Source organism: Bifidobacterium saimiriisciurei (genome assembly GCF_010667655.1).
GTDB lineage: Bacteria > Actinomycetota > Actinomycetes > Actinomycetales > Bifidobacteriaceae > Galliscardovia > Galliscardovia saimiriisciurei.
Genome location: NZ_WHZU01000003.1, coordinates 114,112 through 131,449, shown reverse-complemented (window position 1 = coordinate 131,449; position 17,338 = coordinate 114,112). Strand labels below are relative to the sequence as shown.

The 17,338-nt window shown below is 65.6% G+C and carries 12 protein-coding genes; 10 read left to right on the top strand and 2 right to left on the bottom strand.

Features of this window, described 5'->3' with window-relative positions:
* Positions 1-205: 205 nt before the first annotated feature.
* Positions 206-1,255, top strand: a complete 1,050-nt coding sequence (yiaK, locus tag GFD18_RS02815) for a 3-dehydro-L-gulonate 2-dehydrogenase (protein ID WP_163199950.1) — start codon at positions 206-208, stop codon at positions 1,253-1,255.
* 31 nt (positions 1,256-1,286) lie between these two features.
* On the opposite strand, the gene GFD18_RS02810 is transcribed toward yiaK, so the two are convergent.
* Complete coding sequence (locus GFD18_RS02810) at positions 1,287-2,861, bottom strand: aminotransferase-like domain-containing protein (protein ID WP_163199951.1); 1,575 nt, start codon at positions 2,859-2,861, stop codon at positions 1,287-1,289.
* Between the two features lie 343 nt (positions 2,862-3,204).
* On the opposite strand from GFD18_RS02810, the gene GFD18_RS02805 reads away from it, so the two are divergent.
* The 7 genes from GFD18_RS02805 to GFD18_RS02775 all read left to right on the top strand — a co-directional run bounded on the left by GFD18_RS02805 (position 3,205) and on the right by GFD18_RS02775 (position 11,457).
* Positions 3,205-3,855 (top strand): LysE/ArgO family amino acid transporter, encoded by a 651-nt coding sequence (locus tag GFD18_RS02805; protein ID WP_163200037.1) that lies wholly within the window; start codon positions 3,205-3,207, stop codon positions 3,853-3,855.
* A gap of 118 nt (positions 3,856-3,973) precedes the next feature.
* Complete coding sequence (locus GFD18_RS02800; RefSeq protein ID WP_163199952.1) at positions 3,974-5,581, top strand: peptidase U32 family protein; 1,608 nt, start codon at positions 3,974-3,976, stop codon at positions 5,579-5,581.
* An 11-nt stretch (positions 5,582-5,592) separates the two neighbouring features.
* Positions 5,593-6,624, top strand: a complete 1,032-nt coding sequence (locus tag GFD18_RS02795; protein WP_163199953.1) for a polyphenol oxidase family protein — start codon at positions 5,593-5,595, stop codon at positions 6,622-6,624.
* 93 nt (positions 6,625-6,717) lie between these two features.
* The gene (locus tag GFD18_RS02790; protein WP_163199954.1) at positions 6,718-7,542 is read left to right on the top strand and encodes an IspD/TarI family cytidylyltransferase; all 825 of its coding nucleotides are present in this window, start codon (positions 6,718-6,720) and stop codon (positions 7,540-7,542) included.
* Between the two features lie 36 nt (positions 7,543-7,578).
* Entirely contained in the window at positions 7,579-8,244 is a 666-nt protein-coding gene (locus tag GFD18_RS02785; RefSeq protein WP_163199955.1) for a pyroglutamyl-peptidase I, read from the top strand.
* Positions 8,245-8,477: 233 nt separating this feature from the next.
* A complete protein-coding gene (locus GFD18_RS02780) occupies positions 8,478-10,130 on the top strand; it encodes a coiled-coil domain-containing protein (protein ID WP_163199956.1) in 1,653 nt (550 codons plus the stop codon).
* Positions 10,123-11,457, top strand: a complete 1,335-nt coding sequence (locus tag GFD18_RS02775) for a C1 family peptidase (RefSeq protein ID WP_163199957.1) — start codon at positions 10,123-10,125, stop codon at positions 11,455-11,457. Before GFD18_RS02780 ends, GFD18_RS02775 begins: the two co-directional genes overlap by 8 nt.
* Positions 11,458-11,706: 249 nt before the next feature.
* Here GFD18_RS02775 and GFD18_RS02770 read toward each other — a convergent pair whose 3' ends face one another.
* Complete coding sequence (locus GFD18_RS02770; protein WP_163199958.1) at positions 11,707-12,720, bottom strand: ribose-phosphate diphosphokinase; 1,014 nt, start codon at positions 12,718-12,720, stop codon at positions 11,707-11,709.
* Between the two features lie 332 nt (positions 12,721-13,052).
* On the opposite strand from GFD18_RS02770, the gene GFD18_RS02765 reads away from it, so the two are divergent.
* Both GFD18_RS02765 and GFD18_RS02760 read left to right on the top strand, forming a co-directional pair.
* Positions 13,053-14,186 (top strand): 3-deoxy-7-phosphoheptulonate synthase, encoded by a 1,134-nt coding sequence (locus GFD18_RS02765; RefSeq protein WP_163199959.1) that lies wholly within the window; start codon positions 13,053-13,055, stop codon positions 14,184-14,186.
* Between the two features lie 201 nt (positions 14,187-14,387).
* On the top strand, positions 14,388-17,282 hold the full coding sequence (locus GFD18_RS02760; protein ID WP_163199960.1) for a family 78 glycoside hydrolase catalytic domain: 2,895 nt from the start codon (positions 14,388-14,390) through the stop codon (positions 17,280-17,282).
* Positions 17,283-17,338: the final 56 nt, after the last annotated feature.

Here is a 17,338-nt window from a genome sequence, read left to right as displayed (position 1 = left end):
TATAACAAAGAAATAATCAACGTATAACCAAGGACGATTGTATGGAAGAAGATGCGCGATGCGGCGTGAGGTTCTATGGGAGGCAGGTCTGACGTCCCCCGCGAGCATATGGACACGCGAATCCGTCCGTCCGATCTCCCGCATTCATCCATGTCAGGCCGCACGGCGGAACGTCGCCGCATGCGGTGGTGAAAGGAGCGACCCAATGAGCAAGCGTGTACCCTACGAGCAGGTCGAGGAAACCATCCGCAAGGCGTTCATCGCCGTCGGCATGGACGAGGACAAGGCCGCCACCTGCGCCGCCGTCCATGCGGAGTCCAGTGCCGCCGGCGTGGAGAGCCACGGGCTGAACCGTGTGCCCCGATTCGTCGAATACGCGCGCAAGGGCTGGGTCAACCTCGATGGCGAACCGCGGCTGGTCAAGGCCGTGGGGGCCGTGGAAAATTACGACGGACAGCTCGGCATCGGCGTGACGAACGCCCTCTTCTGCACCGACCGCGCCATGCAGCTCGCCAGGGAACACGGCATCGGCTGTGTGACCCTGCGCAACACGACCCACTGGATGCGCGGCGGCACCTACGCATGGCGCATGGCCGAGGCTGGCTACGTGGGCATGAACTGGATCAACACCGAAAGCTGCATGCCGATGTGGGGCAGCGTCGAACCGAGCGTGGGCAACAACCCGTTCTGCGTGGCCATCCCGCGCGAGAACGGGCCGGTCGTGGTCGACATGGCCATGAGCCAGTACGCCTACGGCAAGCTGGGCGTCTACCGCCTCGCCGGCAAGAAGTTGCCGTTCCCCGGCGGATTCGACTCCGAAGGCAACCTGACCGACGATCCCGGCAAGATCGAGGACAGCATGCGCATCCTGCCCACCGGATACTGGAAGGGCAGCAGCCTCGCCATTGCCCTGGACCTCGCCGCGGCCTTGATGTCGAACGGCATGACCGGCTCCGACATGGACGGGGCCGGAAACGGCAGCTGCGGCGGATGCAGCCAGGTGTTCATCGCCTTCGACCCCGACATGTTCGGCGACCACGACGAGAACCAGGCCAAGCTCGACCGTCGCATCGACGCCGTGCACAACGCCCGCCCCGAGGACCCTGACCGTCCGGTTGCATACCCCGGCGAGCACGCGCTCGCCAACCGCGAGCGCAGCCACAGGGAGGGTGTCGTCGTGGACGAGGTCGTGTGGGATCAGGTGTGCTCGATCGCCGACGGCAACATCGACGTCGTCGACATCGCCAGCAAGTAGGTTGCCTGCCTCCGATCCATTCCGGAGGGCGTCATCCCAGCGCGCGCACCACGGCGGCCAGGCGTTCGGCGGCGTCGGCGAACTCGGCCGGCGTGGTGTATGCGTAGCTCAGGCGCAGTGAATTGTCGCCCTCGAAGTCGTAGATATCGCCCGGATTGAGCAGCACTCCGGCCTCGACGGCCTTCTGGAACAGCCGGCCCATCGGCATCGGTTCGTCGAACGTCAGCCAGATGTAGAAGCCGCCGCCGGGCGTGTTCCAATGCGCGATGCCGTCGAACAGGCGGTCGAGCGTCGCCAATGCGGCGTCGCGGCGGCGGCGTAGCTCCTTGTTCAGTTCGGCGAGGAACATACCGTACCTGCCGCTGGTCAGGAACCGGGCGAACACCCACTGCGACAGCAGGCTCGCGCCGTAGTCCATCTGCATCTTCACGTCGGCGAGGCGATGCACGATCGGTTCGGGCGCCACGATCCAGCCGATGCGCAGACCCGGTGCCAGCGCCTTCGACGCGCTGCCGAGATAGATGACCATGCCGGTCTCGTCCATTGATTTCAGCGGGACGGGCGATTGCGACCGGGTGGGGGAGTCGTCGAAGACGAGGTCCTGATAGGCGCCGTCCTCGATGATCGGCAGACGGTTGGCCACGCAGCATTCCAGCAGTTCGCGGCGTCTTGCCTCGCTCATGGTGACGCCGGTGGGGTTGTGGTTCGTCGGAATCGTGTAGAGCACCGAGCCGCGTCCATTGCGCCCGCTGCGGCGGGATGGCGCGGGATGCGCGGGCGTCGACGTCGGAGCGGCGGCGCTTGCCGTGGCGGCGGTGGCCGCCGACGTTGCCGTGCCGCCTGCGAGTATGTGCGACAGCGCCGTGACGTCGATGCCGTTCGCATCCATCGGCACGCCGGCGAGATGCATGCCCGCCGATTGGAACACCTGCAGCGACTTGATGTAGCTCGGCGCCTCGGCGAACACGGTCGAGCCCGTGCTCAGCAGGCTCATCGAGATGATCTGCAGGGCCTGGAGGGCGCCGGACGTCACAAGAATCTGCTCAGGCCCGGTCTTGATGCCCGATTCGCGCATATGCGCGGCGATGGCCTCGCGCAGTTCGGGGATGCCCTCGGGTTCGGGGTATCCCATCGAATCGATTTCGCTTGCGGCCTCGGTAAGCACGTCATGCCACATGTCGCGGGGGAAGAGCCGCGGGTCGAGCTCGCCGGTGCCGAGCCTGGCCATCGATGGGTCGAATTCCAGACGGTTGATGGCCTGGATGGTGGTGTTGTTCGCCTTGAAGAATCCCGACGATACATAGTCCGCCCAGTCGGGGGCGCCCGGCAGCATCAGGGACCATGTGTTGCTGACGATGCGCGTGCCGGCGCCGTGCAGTCCCTCGACGATGCCGTAGTCGGCGAGTTCGTTGATGGCCGCGATCACCGTCGAACGGTTCACGCCGAAGCCTTCGGCCAGCGCGCGCTGCGACGGCAGGCGCGAGCCGATCGGCCACGCGCCGCCCGAGACCTGCGCGCACATGTACTGCACGATCTGCTCGGTGATCGGCACTCCCGATGCGCGGTCCGGCTTCCAGTCGATGACGAGCGGCGCTGATCGTGCCATGGTCGGTCCTCCTCGGGGCGTTGTGGGCGAAGCATATGGTCCGGTGCCTGCGCCGACCGTTGCCATGCGTCGGCCGGCACAGTGTCCATGAAAGTGTTCTTGGCGGATTGGCGGCTCTTTGGTTGAGCGCACGCTCCGCGTTTTGGCTGGTTGCCGATTGGTATTGTACTCCTACAATAATCGTTTGGTCATATAAAATTGCAGTAATTGCAATGAAATCAGTCGAGTGATGATGGTGTTTTGGCATGATTTGGGTGGATTGTGATAAACCAACCAAAACCAACTTGGCTGATTTGCCGGTCGATGGATCGGTTGATTGGGAAGAAAGTGTGCATCGGTGATCATGGGGTTCTATCTGCAGGGATTGACGGTCGGATTGGCGTATATCGCGCCCATCGGCATGCAGAATCTGTTCGTCATCAACTCGGCGCTGACCAAGACGCGTCGTCGCGCGCTGGCGACCGCGCTCATCGTCATCGTGTTCGAGGTGGCGCTTTCGCTCTCCTGCTTCTTCGGCGTGGGGTCGCTGATGCAGCGGTACGAGTGGCTGCAGCTGGGCGTGCTGGCCATCGGCGGGCTGGTGGTCATGCGCATCGGCGCGGGGCTGCTGCGCGCCAGGCCGGAGACCGAGGGCGGCGCGAAGACGGACGACGGCACGAAGCCCGCCGCGAAATCCATGACGAAGTCCGACGACCTCGGCCACACCATCTCCACGGCGTGCGTGGTCACCTGGTGCAATCCGCAGGCCATCATCGACGGCACGCTCATGCTCGGCGCATTCAGCGCCACGCTCACCGCATCGCAGTCCACGCCGTTCATCACCGGCGTGGAGACCGCGTCCGTCGGCTGGTTCATCGGCGTCACGCTGCTCGTCTCCGCGTTCCGCGACCGCTTCAGTCCGAAGGTCATCGGCGTGCTCAACAAGGTGTGCGGCACGGTCATCATCGTCTACGGACTCAAGCTGCTCGCCGAATTCGCCATGGCGGTGCTGTAGCGCCCGCTGCGGGGGGCGGAATGGGGAGACGCGCTTTCCGGAATCCGGGGCGGTATTTTGGAGATAGGCCTCGGCTAGACTGGCCTATGCTATGACTTCATCAATGGAAACCCTGAACATGTTGACCCCTACCGCGTCCATCGTGCGGCGGCATCGCCCCGAAGTGCTCGCGCCCGCCGGCAACCTGCGCGGACTCAAGACCGCCATCGACTACGGTGCGGACGCCGTCTACTGCGGCGGCAAGGCCTTCGGCATGCGAAGCGCGCCGCGCAACCTCAGCCTCGCCGACTTCGAGGAGGGCGCACGCTACGCCCATGCCGTCGGCTCCCGCGTATACGTCACGCTCAACGTACTGCCGCGCAACGCCGAGGTCGAGGCGATCCGCGACTACATCGGCCAGCTGAAGGACACCGGCATCGACGCACTCATCGTCACCGACATCGGTGTGATGATGATGGCGCATCAGGTCGCGCCCGACCTCGAACTGCACGTCTCCACGCAGGCCGGCGTCACCAACTACGGCGCCGCGCAGGCGCTCTACGAGTTCGGCGCCCGACGCGTCGTGCTCGCCCGCGAGATGGACCTGCAGGCCGTGCGCGACATCCGCGCCCGCATCCCCGACGACATGGACATCGAATGCTTCGTGCATGGCGCCATGTGCATGGCGTTCTCCGGCCGATGCCTGTTCTCCAACTATCTCACCGGCCGCGACGGCAACCACGGCGAATGCGCCCAGCCCTGCCGCTGGAAGTACTCCATCGTGGAGGAGAAACGGCCCGGCCAGTACTATCCCATCGAGCAGACCGAGGAGGGCGCATACCTCTTCAACTCGCAGGACATGAACATGCTCGAGCACATCGACGATCTTCTCGACTCCGGCGCGAGCAGCCTGAAGATCGAAGGCCGTTCGAAGAGCGCCTACTATGTGGCCGCCATGACCAACGCCTACAAGACCGCCGTCAACGAATACATGGTGCAGCGCGGATTCGAGGACTCCGACGGCAACGTGCTGCGCCCGTTCCGCGATTGCGTGATCCGACCGGGCGACCCGGACTTCGAAGGGACCGCCGACGATGACATCGAACGCAACGCCGACAAGGCATTCGCCGGCATGCCGGGCGAGACGCCGGTCGAAGGCGATGCGGACCCCGGCGCCTCCGGCGTTGTGGAGGACGCCGCGGCCCGTTCCGCCGGCGGGGCGCAGCTCGACGACCTGAGCTACCGTGCGCGCTCCACCCGCCGCAAGTCCAACACGCGCGAGGAGGTCCTGCCCGAAGGCTGGCATCACGCGAGATGCCGTCCGACGACGCGCGTCGAACTGCCCGAATGGCTGGTCGAGGAACCGTACAAGGTGGCCCACCGCGATTATTCCACCGGCTTCTACTATCCCGAGCACAAGGTGACGCAGAACACCGACCGGTCGGCATACTTCCGCGACTGGCTCGTCGTGGGCGAAGTCCTCGGCTGGAGCGCCGAACGCGGCGGACGCGTGACCATCATGGCCCGCAACAAGATCGAACCCGGCCAGCTCGTCGAATTCGTGCTGCCCGGCGAGGCGCCGCTCGCCTACACCGTGCCCGACGACGGCCTGGAAGACGCCGACGGCGTACCCGTCGCGGCCATCAATCATCCGGCGCGCGTGTTCTCCCTGCCCTGCCCGCATGAGGTGCCGCTCAACGCCGCAATGCGCTCGCGCACCAAGAAGCCCACGCTCAAAGCCGAATAAAGGAAGGCATCATGACCGATTCCACCACTGCCAATACCAATCCGCTCGACAATCCGAACCCCGACGACCCCAACGCCAAGATCCTCGACAGCAACACGCTGCCGACCCACTACGACGACGGCCGCCCCGTGCCCGTCACCATCCCGATTCCGCTCGCCCCCGGCGTCAAGGTCGTCTACACCACACGCCTCGGCGGCGTCTCCACGGGCGATTACGCGGCGTTGAACCTCGGCGGCCGCGGAGGCGACGACCCCGCCGCCATCGAATCCAACCGCGAGGCGCTCGCCGGCGAGATCCACGCCAGGCTTTCGCTGGTCGGCCAGGTGCATTCCGCCGTGGCCGTGGACGTCGACGACCTGTACCGCGAGAACGCGCCCTACGGTTTTGACGCCTCCGGCACGCAGCTGGGCGAGGAGCGCGAATCGCAGCGCATCGAGGCCGACGGCCAGGCGACGTCGCGCACGGGCATCGCCCTCGGCATGTTCGCCGCCGACTGCCTGCCCGTCCTGTTCGCCGACCCGGCCACCGGCATCATCGGCGCCGCCCACTGCGGCCGCCGCGGCCTGCAGCGGGGCGTCATCGGCGAAACCGTCGACCTGATGGTCAAGAAGGGAGCCAAGCGCGACGAGATCGTCGCCACGCTCGGCCCGCGCATCTGCGGCGAATGCTACGAGGTCGGCGACGAAGTGGCCGAAGACTTCCAGAAGCGCTTCCCGCTGACCAAGACCACATCGCGCTTCGGCGGCGCGGGCATCGACATCGCCGAAGCCGCGATGATCGACCTCGCCTTCGCCGGCGTGCACCACACGGTCGACTCCATGCCGCGCGTCAACGCCGCCACCAAGTACCTCGCCGACGACGAGGAGCTCAAGGCATTGTGCAGGTCCGACAACGAGGGCGATCCCGAGCTGCATGAGCGTCTCGGCAACGTGCGTCACAGCCTGTGCACGCTCGAAAACCCGCTGTGGTTCTCGCACCGCCGTGCCGCGCTCGCCGGCAAGACCCACGAAGGCCGTCTGCTCGCCCTCGTCGTGCGCGAGTAGGGGAGCGGCCGCGTCGCCGTCCAGTTGCATATTCGGTGCAGAATTTCGGACGGCGGCGCCGGCAGGCCGCCATGCTGGCTTACGGTTGGGGGCATGTGTGAGAAGAGCAGTGTTTCCCCGTCCTCCGTTCCCGTGGTCGCCGTGGTGCTGGCCGCAGGTTTCGGCACCCGCTTCGATCCCGACAATCCCAAGCAGCTGGTGTCGGTCGGCGGCAAGGAGATCGTCGTGTGGTCCATCGAGGCGTTCGAGAAGAACCCGCGTGTGACCGACGTCATCGTGGTGGTCAACGCGCAGGTGGGCGACGAGGTGGAGCGGCTCATCGACGCCAACGGATTCGGCAAGGTGCGCGCGGTCATCCCCGGCGGCGCCGAGCGCTCCGACAGCACGCAGAACGCGCTGCAGATGCTTGCCGACGCCGGCATCCCAGGAGAGGCGAAGGTGCTGATCCACGACGCCGTCCGTCCGTTCGTCGAGCAGCATTCCATCAACGGCTGCATCGACGCGCTCGACGAGTTCGAGGCCGCCACCGTGGCCGTGGCATCCACCGACACCGTGCTGCTCACCGAGGACCTCGGCGACCGCAAGGTCATCCGCACGGTGCCCGACCGTCCGAACACGTTCCGTGCGCAGACGCCGCAGGCATTCCGTTTCGCCACGATCCGCAAGGCGTACGCCCAGGCCGACGACGACCCCGACTTCCATCCGACCGACGACACCCGCGTGGTGGTGGACTACCTGCCCGACACCCCAGTCGCCATCGTCGCCGGCACCGAGACGAATCTGAAGATCACCACGCTGGCCGACATCCCCGTCGCCGAGAACATCGCCGAGGCGATCTCCGGCCCGCGCACCCGCGAGGAGGCCAAGGAGCGGATGCACGCCGTGTTCGCCGAGGCCTTCAAGCAGATGCGCCGCTGACCCGTCGTCGGCCGTGTCTGCGGCTACACTGAAACCATGCAGCAGTTCAACGTCGTCATTTCCGGATTCGACCATTACGAAGGCATCGACATCAACCCCTCCGCCGAGGTGAGCACGACGCTCGCCTCGCGTGGCGTGGCCGGGGCCCCCGAAGGAGCCGATATACAGGTGACCTCGGTGCTGCTGCCGCTGAGCTTCCAGAACGCGTGGCCGAAACTGCATGAGACCATCGAGGCGGTGCATCCCGACGTGGTCATCGCCACCGGTCTCAAGACCCACGCGCATTCGGTGGCGTTGGAGCGTTGCGCCACGAATCTCATCGACGCCTCGCGTCCGGACGTCGACAACGTGCAGCCGCGCCGCACGCCCATCGAGCCGGACGGGCCGGCCGCATACTGGACCCGTCTGCCGCTGCGTGCGATCCTGCATGACTTCACCGAGCAGAACATCCCCGCCACGTTGAGCTCCGACGCCGGCACGTTCGTATGCAACTCGCTGTTCTATCAGCTGCTGCACTGGAACGCGCAGCAGGCGCGCACGCTTTCGGGCTTCCTGAGCTTCCCCAAGGTGGGCGACGGCGGCCTGTATGGTTCGGGGCTGTCTCTTGGGCAGATGGTCGCCGCCGCCGAGGATGCGGTACGGGCCACCGTGGGCTACGCCATGCAGCCGTTCTCCGACGAGATCTACGCGGACGAGATCTAGACGTCGCCGACATGGTCGATATATCGGCATTCAAACGTTCCCATACCATGAAAACCACTTCCGCAAGCTGTTTGCGGAAGTGGTTTTTCGAACATCCTGTGTCAAGTGTGTGACATCTGTGGCAAGGCGGCGCGCCGACGCCGTAGGGGCCTTTCGACTGCGCTAAAGTTCCTACCAGTCGGGGGAGTGCACCCCGTATAGGCAATCTCGGATTGTGTGAGGCAGGAGTCGTTATGGCAGAGAATTTCCCCGTGGTGTTGCGAGGATATGACAAGGAGCATGTCGATCAGGCCATGGCCAACATGCGCGAGAACCAGGAGCGCATGCGTGAGCAGATCAAGGCCTATGACCAGCGCATTCTGAAGCTCGAGGCCGAGCTTCAGAAGGAGAAGGCGCGCAAGGCCGCGCCGCAGAAGAACTCCTTCGCCTCCCTTGGCGCCTCCGCCCAGCAGCTGCTCGCCTCCGCCGAGCAGACGAGCCGCGAGCTGCTCGACCGCGCCAAGCAGGATGCCGCCCGTATTCGCAAGACCGCCCAGGAGAAGGCGGACACCATCCTCAACAACGCCTCCATCGACGCGACGCAGGTGCATGACGACGCCCAGTCCGAGGCCGCGTCCATGGTGTCGAAGGCGCGCACCGAGGCCAACACCATTCTTTCCTCCGCCCAGCAGACCGCCCAGCAGCTCAAGGCCGTGGCCGAGAAGCAGGCCAAGGAGCAGCGCGATACGCTGCAGCTCGAGCTGACCACGAAGCGCGGCGATCAGGAGAAGGCCCTGGAGGCCCAGAAGTCGTCGCATGAGCGTGAGATGGCCGAGCAGCGCACGAAGCTCACGCAGGAGATCGCCAGCCAGCGCCAGGCCGCCGACGAGGAGATCGCCCGTAAGAAGAGCGAATCCGACGACCGCATCCAGAAGGCCCTCGACCAGGCCAACGACCGTCTCAACGACGTGCGTGACCAGGTGAACAAGATGCTTTCCGACGCGAAGCGCCAGGCCGGCGACATCATCGAGAAGGCGCAGGCCAACGCCCGTCGTCTCACGGACTCCGCCGAGGTGGAGCGTTCCGAGCGCATGGCCAAGGTGGCCGCCGAGGTCGAGCAGATCCGCAAGGACATCGCCGCCCAGCAGGACGACGCCACCGCGAAGGTGAACGAGGTGCTCGCGAACATCAAGGAGCGCAGCGCCCAGGCTCAGCAGGAGTCCGACGAGCTGCTCTCCCAGGCCCGCGCCGCCCGCGCCGACGCCGACGCCTACGCCGTGCAGAAGCGTCAGGAGGCCGACAAGCAGAGCAAGGACATGATCGAGGAGGCCTCCCGCAAGGCCGACGACCAGATCGAGCAGCGCCGTCAGGCCGCGCAGAAGGAGATCCAGGGTCTGCAGGACCACATCACCGCGCTGCAGGCCCGCGAGGCCTCCATCACCGCGCGCGTGGACGAGCTGCGCTCCATCTTCTCCAACGCGTTCGGCTTCGGCGGCAACGGCCATGTGGATGGCAACAAGTCGGCCGACGTGCCGTCCATCGCCGCCCCGGTCGCCAAGACCGAGAAGGACGAGGCCCCGGATGTGCCGGTGGCCAACGCCGTGGCCTCCGCTCCGGAATCGCTGCCCGCCCATGATGTGGACGAGACGACCGGCCCGGTGGCTGCGCCCGCCGCCGAAGAGCCTGCCGAATCCGCTGTGGCCGACGTCCCCGTGGCGGTCGAGGCTCCGGCCGAGCCCGCGGCGCCGGTGCAGGAGGCCCCGGCCCCGTCCGTCTCCTCCGTGCAGCATGCCCCGCTCGTAGACATCGCCGAGACCATCGCCGTGCCGAAGCAGGATCCGCTGCCGGCCCCCGCGCAGATGCCGCCGTCGATCGAACCCCAGCACAAGGAGCAGCACCATGCCTGATTTCATGTCGCTTTCCGAAGACCGCCTCGCCGGACTGCGCGAGCGTTTCGACGCCCGCGAGGCCAACCGCATCGCCATGAATGCGGTCACCGATTCCGGCATCGACAAGGTGGCCCGCAACTTCGACCGCGCCCGTTCGCTGCAGCGTCGCTTCTCGACGACCGTCGACAACGGCAAGGTCACCTCGCAGGCCCGTTCCGGCCGCTGCTGGCTGTTCAGCTCGCTGAACGTGGCCCGCTTCGTGGCCAAGAAGAACCTCGGCGTCAAGGACTTCGAGTTCTCGCAGAGCTACGCCATGTACTACGACAAGCTCGAGCGCGTGAACTACTTCATGCAGGATGTGGCGGCCCTCGTCGCCGCCGGCGAATCCGAGGATTCGCGCCTGGTGCAGCATCTGCTGCACGACGTGATGGGCGACGGCGGCCAGTGGACCATGGCGCTGAACGTCTACACGAAGTACGGCGCTGTGCCGAAGGACCTGTTCCCCGAGACCGCGTCGAGCCAGAACACCGGCCAGATGAACGTGAACCTGCGTCATGTGCTGCGCCGCGCCGTCGCACGCCTGTATGAGGGCGCCGACGCCGCAGCGACGATCGAGGAGACGCTGGCCGCCGCGCACCGTATCCTCACCATCCATCTGGGCACCCCGCCGACGAGCTTCGACTGGGAGTGGACGGACGACGAGGGCGGTTTCCATCGCGTCGGAGAGATCACGCCGGTCGAGTTCTGGAACCGTTACGTCGACGCCGGACTCGAGGACTATGTGTGCCTGGTCGACGATCCGCGTGCGGAGCATCCGAAGAGGCGTAAGATCGCCATCGAGCATCTGGGCAACGTGGTCGGCGGCGCTCCCACCGAATACCTCAACGTTCCGGTCGATTTCATGAAGGACTGCGCCCGCCGCATCATGGAGGAGCAGGGCATCCCCGTCTGGTTCGGTGCCGACTGCCATCCGATGATGGACCGCACGAACGGTGCCTGGGCCACCGACCTGTTCGAATACGACCGCGTGTATGACGCCGACTTCGACATGGACAAGGAGGAGCGCGTGCGCTTCGCCGACTCCGCGATGAACCATGCCATGGCGTTCGTGGGCGTCGACGTGGCCGACGACGGCAAGACGACGCGCCGCTGGCGTGTGGAGAACTCGTGGGGCGACAAGATCGCCGACAAGGGCTACTTCACGATGAGCGACGACTGGTTCAGCGAGTTCGTCTACGAGGTCGCCGTCCCCAAGTCCTACCTGCCCAAGGAGTATCAGGACGCCCTCACCCAGCCCGCCATCCCCCTCCCCGCCTGGGATCCAATGGGCGCTTTGGCCAAGTAGCATGCCGGAGGCATGCGCCGGCCAATACGCGCGGAGGCGTCGTGAGACAGTCCGGTGGACTGTCGAGCAGCCGACCATGGAGCCTCGTCCCACCAAGGGCGAGGCTCCATCAGTATTGTTGCCGACCGTAGGTCGTCAACATGTTCGCATTGGCTATGTAGCATGCCGGAGGCGTGCGCCGGCCAATATGCGCAAATGAAAAGGTCCGACACCGTTGGGTGCCGGACCTTTTTCGTATCGTCCTGGGACTTACGCGTAGATGTTGCGGGCGCGCATGTCGCTGGGGAGGCCTTCGAGCAGATGGGTCACCGAATCGCTTTCGAAGACGGAGCGGATGCCGGCGGCCAGCAGCGGCGCGATCGACAGCACGGTGACGCCGTCGAAGCGCTTCTCGGCCGGGACGGGCACGGTGTCGGTGAGGATGATCTCGCGGGCGCCGCATTCCTTCAGGCGGTCGACGGCCGGGCCGGAGAGCAGGCCGTGCGTGGCCACGAGCGTCACGCTCTTGGCGCCTGCGCCTCGCAGTACCTTCACGGCCTCGCAGATGGTGCCGGCGGTGTCGATCATGTCGTCGACGACGATGCAGTCGCGGCCGTCCACGTCGCCGATGATGCCATGGGCCTCGGCGTGGTTCGGACGCGTGATGTCGCGGGACTTGTGGATGAACGCCAGCGGACGGTTGTTGAGCTTCGCGGCCCAGCGTTCGGAGACCTTGATGCGGCCGGCGTCGGGGGAGACGATGGTGACGTTGTCGAGCTCCATGTGGGAGCGCACGTAGTCGATGAGGATCGGCATGGCGGTGAGGTGGTCGACGGGGTTGTCGAAGAAGCCCTGCTCCTGCGTGGCGTGCAGGTCGACGGTGACGATGCGGTCCGCGCCGGCGGTCTTGAACAGGTCGAACACCAGGCGGGCGGTGATGGGCTCGCGGCCCTGGTGCTTCTTGTCCTGGCGGGAGTAGCCGAAGAACGGGGCCACGACGGTGATGGAGCGTGCCGACGCGCGCTTGAGGGCGTCGATCATGATGAGCTGCTCCATGATCCACTTGTTGATGGGGGTGGTGTGGCTCTGCAGCACGAAGACGTCGGCGCCGCGGACGGGTTGCGTGAAGCGGATGTACATCTCGCCGTTCGCGAAGTCGTAGGCGGTCGTGGGAAGAACCTCGATGCCTAGGCATTTCGCCACTTCCTCACCCAATTCCGGGTATGCGCGGCCGGTGACGATGGCGAGCTTCCTCTTCGGGGTTTCCTCCAAGACTGTGGACATGCGAGATTCTCCTTTCGACCCTTGTCGATAGTAGCCGAAGTCATTGTCATTGCCTATGAGTCAAGAGTAGGGGTGTCGGCGTGCGTGACACTCCGGCAAACGTTTTTCGTCACATGACTTTGGAAAACGCCTGCCATGCGGTCCCGATATGTGGCAATGGCGGGAAATAGTGAGACAATGGTTCATGCCCGCACGATGAGGTGAGGCAATCTCGTGAGACAAAGCATGGGAGTCCGGCCGAAGCATCGTATAGTGGGGTGGTCGTCCCGACGGTCGAGACGACGATACATGGCGACAGACTGTCGCATCATGCAGTGAAAGAGGTGAGAAATATGGCAGTGCTTCGCGGACCCGACAGCAGCGAAGACGAACGGCGCAATCTCTCGGAGCGCGCGGTTTTTCCCGAGACGATGGATGTGAACATCTATCAGCTTGATCCTATTCCGGCACCTCGCTCCTTTATCAAGGAGATTCCGCTCAGCGACAGGCAGCTCGATCTCGTCCGCCGTTCGCGTCAGGAGATCCGTGACGTGCTCAACGGCCGTGACGACCGCCTGCTCGCCATCGTCGGCCCCTGCTCGATCCACGACCCGAAGGCCGCGCACGACTACGCGCAGCGGCTGGCCGAACTCAAGAAGGAACTCAACGACGACCTGGTGATCGTCATGCGCGTGTACTTCGAGAAGCCGCGCACCACCATCGGCTGGAAGGGCCTCATCAACGATCCCGATCTCGACGGCACGTTCAACATCCGCAAGGGCATGTTCATGGCCCGCAAGGTGCTGTCCGACGTCCTCGAGCTCGGCGTGCCCGCCGCCACCGAATGGCTTGACCCCATCACGCCGCAGTACCTTTCCGACGCCATCAGCTGGGGCGCGATCGGCGCCCGCAACACCGAAAGCCAGGTGCATCGTGAACTGGCCAGCGGCCTGTCGATGCCGGTCGGCTTCAAGAACTCCACCGACGGCTCCATCAAGGCGGCCGCCGACTCCTGCTATGCCTCCAGCTTCCAGCACCACTTCCTGTCCATCAACCTCGACGGCCACGTGATCGCCGCCGAGACGAAGGGCAACCCCGACTGCCATCTGATCCTGCGCGGTTCGAGCCACGGGCCGAACTACGACGCCGAATCGGTGAAGGCCGCGCTCGAGGCGCTGAAGAAGTCGAAGGCCCCCGGCCCCAGCGAGGTCGGCCTGATCGTCGACGCCGCACACGGCAACTGTGGCAAGGACGAGGTGGTCGAGGCGCAGGTCCTCGAGAACCTCGCCGAACGCATCGGCAACGGCGAAAAGGGCATCACCGGCATCATGATGGAGAGCTTCATCGAGGCCGGCGCCCAGAAGCCCGCCCCGCTCGACCAGCTCGTGTACGGCAAGTCCGTCACCGACCGCTGCGTGCCGTGGGACCGCACCGCCGAGCTGCTGCGCACGCTCGCCGAGGCCGTGCGCAGGCGCCGCACGCTGTAGGGCGTTTTGATACGCCGCAAGGCGTTTCATCCGGAGGCCTCCCGCCTGTGCGGGAGGCCTTCCGTCGTCTAACGGACGTTTCGTGTCATCCGGCTGACGGCGAGATAAAAACACGGGAAAATGTCCTTCCTTTTCGGCGTTTCCGTCCAATAATGGTCATGTATGCATGTTCTGCAATGAAGCGGAAGAAGGGAAGAGAACATGACCGAACGCATCGTCGTGGTTACGGAGAGCAAGGCTCCCACGCAACTGAAGGTGAACGACAGGGTGGCGCCCGTCGACCTGGAGCCGGGGAGCGTCCCCGTGCTCAGCTGGGTGGTGCCGCTCGTCGACATCGGCGCCGTGCAGGCGGCCGATGAGGCCACCGCTTTCAATACGGTCGTCGCCTATCAGGTCGTCATCGCCTCCACCTATGACATCGCCGAATCCGGCATCGGCGACGTCTGGGATTCCGGCCGCCGCGAAGGCAACGGCTTCGGCGGCCTCGCCCTCGACGAGATCGACATGTCGGCCAGCCGCCGCTATTGGGCGGCCGTGCGAGTCTGGCGCGGCACCGAGGATTCCAGCAAGCCCACCGCCTGGAGCGAGCCGACCACGTTCGGCACCGGCGCCGGCACCGAATGGCAGGCCGAGCCGATCTGGGCGGACCCCATCACCGCGAACGCCTACACCACCATCGAGCTGCCGGAGAACGCGCATGACGAGGCCGTGAAATCCGACGCCGACGACCAGTTCGCCGACAAGCCCGCCACCCTGCAGTCCGAACACAACTCCCGGGGCTGGGCGTTGTTCCGCGGCCGCATTGGCCTCGCCCGCAAGCCCATCCGCTGGGCCACGCTCAACGCCACCGGCGCCGACGTATGGCATGCCCGCCAGTTCGTGTACCGCATGTGGCTCAACGGCCATTTCGTCGGCATCGGACCGACGTTCCCCATCGGCGGCGAAACCCGGTACGACGGCTACGACGTGACCAGGTACCTCGTCCCCGGCCGTGACAACTTCATCGGCGTCATCGCCTACGCGCTGGAGGACCAGCGCTTCATGGCCCAGCTCGACGTGATGTACGAGGACGGCACGCTCGCGCACTTCGGCACCAACGGCGAATGGCTGGCCAAGGTGGGCAACAACGTCTTCCTCGACTCGCCGTCCGTGGGATCGCACGTCTACGAGCTGCCGGCCGAATACGTCGACGTCGACAAGTACCCGCGCGGCATGTCGGAGGTCGGCTACGACGACATCGACTGGGCTGTGGCGAAGGTCAAGCCCGCGTTCGACGAGCTCAGGGCGGCCCCGATCGACAAGCCCGAACTGCACGAATGGACGGCCGTCGACAAGTGGAAGACCGACGACGGCAGGCTCGTCCTCGACTTCGGCCGCGCCGTGGCCGGCGGCATCCGCATGGCCGCCTACGCGCCCTTCCCGACGAACCTCGTCATCCGCTACGGCGAGGTGCTCAACGACGACCGCACCGTGAAATACCGGCTGAGCGCCTACAACACGTATCAGGACATCTGGCACTTCGAGCCGAACAAGCTCAAGGTGCCGCTGTCCGCCCGCACCTGGGGCATGCGCGTGTTCCGCTACGTGGAGATCCTGCCCGACCATCGCGACGACAAGCTCATCGACACGCTATACAACAGCGACACCGCCGTGATGGCCCGTGCGCTCGTCTACCCGTTCCACGGCGACGAAAAGGGCTTCGAATCGTCCGACGAGACGCTCAACCGCGTATGGAACCTGTGCCGCAAGACCATCGAAGGCCTCAACGTGAACATGTACGTGGATTCGTGGACGCGCGAACGCATCCCGTACGAGGCCGACGCCTGGCTGCAGCAGCGCGCGCACCTGGCGCTCGACAACGCGCCGGCATTGGGCGAATACTCCATCGACTTCCTGCTCGCCAACCGCACATGGCCCACCGAATGGCCCATGTACCTCGTGGCCGCCGTCTACAACGAATGGGTGCAGACCGGCAGCCTCAGGCAGGCGCGCGAGCATTGGGACCAGATCGTCTCGATGCTGCCCGATGAATACCTCGACGACGCTTCCGGACTGATCGTCAAGGACCCGGGCGAAAGCAGCCACACCGACGGCGACCTCGTGGACTGGCCGCCGGCCGAACGCGACGGATTCGAATTCGGCCGCGTCAACACGGTGATCAACGCGCTCGCCGTCTACGTCTACCGCTGTGTCTCGCGTCTCGCGTCGGAGCTCGGCAAGGGCGAGGAGGCACGCAAGTACTTCCGCATCGCCTCGCGACTGAACAAGGCCATCAACGAGAAGCTGTGGGACGACGAGACCGGCGCCTACGTGGACGGCCTCGACACCGGTGCCGACGGCGCGCAGCTCGCCCACTGCTCCGAGCACGCCTCCGCGTTCGTGCTTTCCGGATGCCGCGTGCCGGCCGAGCGCATCCCGCGCGTGGTCGAGTTCCTCCATGGCAAGGGCATGGCCTGCAGCGTGTATGTGGCGGCCGTGCTGCTCGAAGGCCTGTACAAGGCCGGTGCCGGCACCTGGGCGAACGGCCTCATCGCGGCCTCGGAGGGCGAACGCACCTGGCAGCACATGATCGACCAGGGCGCCGGCGCCACCATGGAGGCGTGGAGCCTGGACCTCAAGAGCAACACCACGTATTCGCATCCGTGGGCATGCTCGCCGGCGTATCTGCTGCCGCGGTACATGGTGGGCGTGCACCCGCTGGAGCCCGGCTTCCGCGAGTTCGTCGTGGCTCCGCAGCCCGGCTCCGTGCGCGAGGCCAGCGCCGTCGTGCCGACGGGCGCCGGAGACATCAAGGCCGCGTACCGACTGCTCGGCGACACCATCCCCATGCCCGGAGACCAGCGTGTGGACGGCATCGAGATCACGCTGACCGTGCCAATCGGCACGACGGCCGACGTGATCGTGCCGCCGCTGACCGGCGGCAAGGGCACGTTGATACTCAACGGCACGGAGGCCGTGGCGGCCGACGCCTCGATGGGCATGCCCACTACCATCGCCCAGGGCAACTACCCTGAGGGAGCCCGTCGCATCCATGGCCTGACCGCCGGGCGCCACGTCATCGTGGCCAAGGGGGCCGACGCGGAAGACGCCGAGTAGCCGCCGCATCCGCCGAACAATGCTCACGATGTCCTCCCGCAATTGCCCGTACAATG

What these genes read in the sequence shown, in the direction of transcription:
- yiaK (WP_163199950.1), top strand. Translation starts at nt 206, where the DNA reads ATGAGCAAGCGTGTACCCTACGAGCAGGTCGAGGAAACCATCCGCAAG.
- GFD18_RS02810 (WP_163199951.1), bottom strand. Translation starts at nt 2,861, where the DNA reads ATGGCACGATCAGCGCCGCTCGTCATCGACTGGAAGCCGGACCGCGCA.
- GFD18_RS02805 (WP_163200037.1), top strand. Translation starts at nt 3,205, where the DNA reads ATGGGGTTCTATCTGCAGGGATTGACGGTCGGATTGGCGTATATCGCG.
- GFD18_RS02800 (WP_163199952.1), top strand. Translation starts at nt 3,974, where the DNA reads ATGTTGACCCCTACCGCGTCCATCGTGCGGCGGCATCGCCCCGAAGTG.
- GFD18_RS02795 (WP_163199953.1), top strand. Translation starts at nt 5,593, where the DNA reads ATGACCGATTCCACCACTGCCAATACCAATCCGCTCGACAATCCGAAC.
- GFD18_RS02790 (WP_163199954.1), top strand. Translation starts at nt 6,718, where the DNA reads ATGTGTGAGAAGAGCAGTGTTTCCCCGTCCTCCGTTCCCGTGGTCGCC.
- GFD18_RS02785 (WP_163199955.1), top strand. Translation starts at nt 7,579, where the DNA reads ATGCAGCAGTTCAACGTCGTCATTTCCGGATTCGACCATTACGAAGGC.
- GFD18_RS02780 (WP_163199956.1), top strand. Translation starts at nt 8,478, where the DNA reads ATGGCAGAGAATTTCCCCGTGGTGTTGCGAGGATATGACAAGGAGCAT.
- GFD18_RS02775 (WP_163199957.1), top strand. Translation starts at nt 10,123, where the DNA reads ATGCCTGATTTCATGTCGCTTTCCGAAGACCGCCTCGCCGGACTGCGC.
- GFD18_RS02770 (WP_163199958.1), bottom strand. Translation starts at nt 12,720, where the DNA reads ATGTCCACAGTCTTGGAGGAAACCCCGAAGAGGAAGCTCGCCATCGTC.
- GFD18_RS02765 (WP_163199959.1), top strand. Translation starts at nt 13,053, where the DNA reads ATGGCAGTGCTTCGCGGACCCGACAGCAGCGAAGACGAACGGCGCAAT.
- GFD18_RS02760 (WP_163199960.1), top strand. Translation starts at nt 14,388, where the DNA reads ATGACCGAACGCATCGTCGTGGTTACGGAGAGCAAGGCTCCCACGCAA.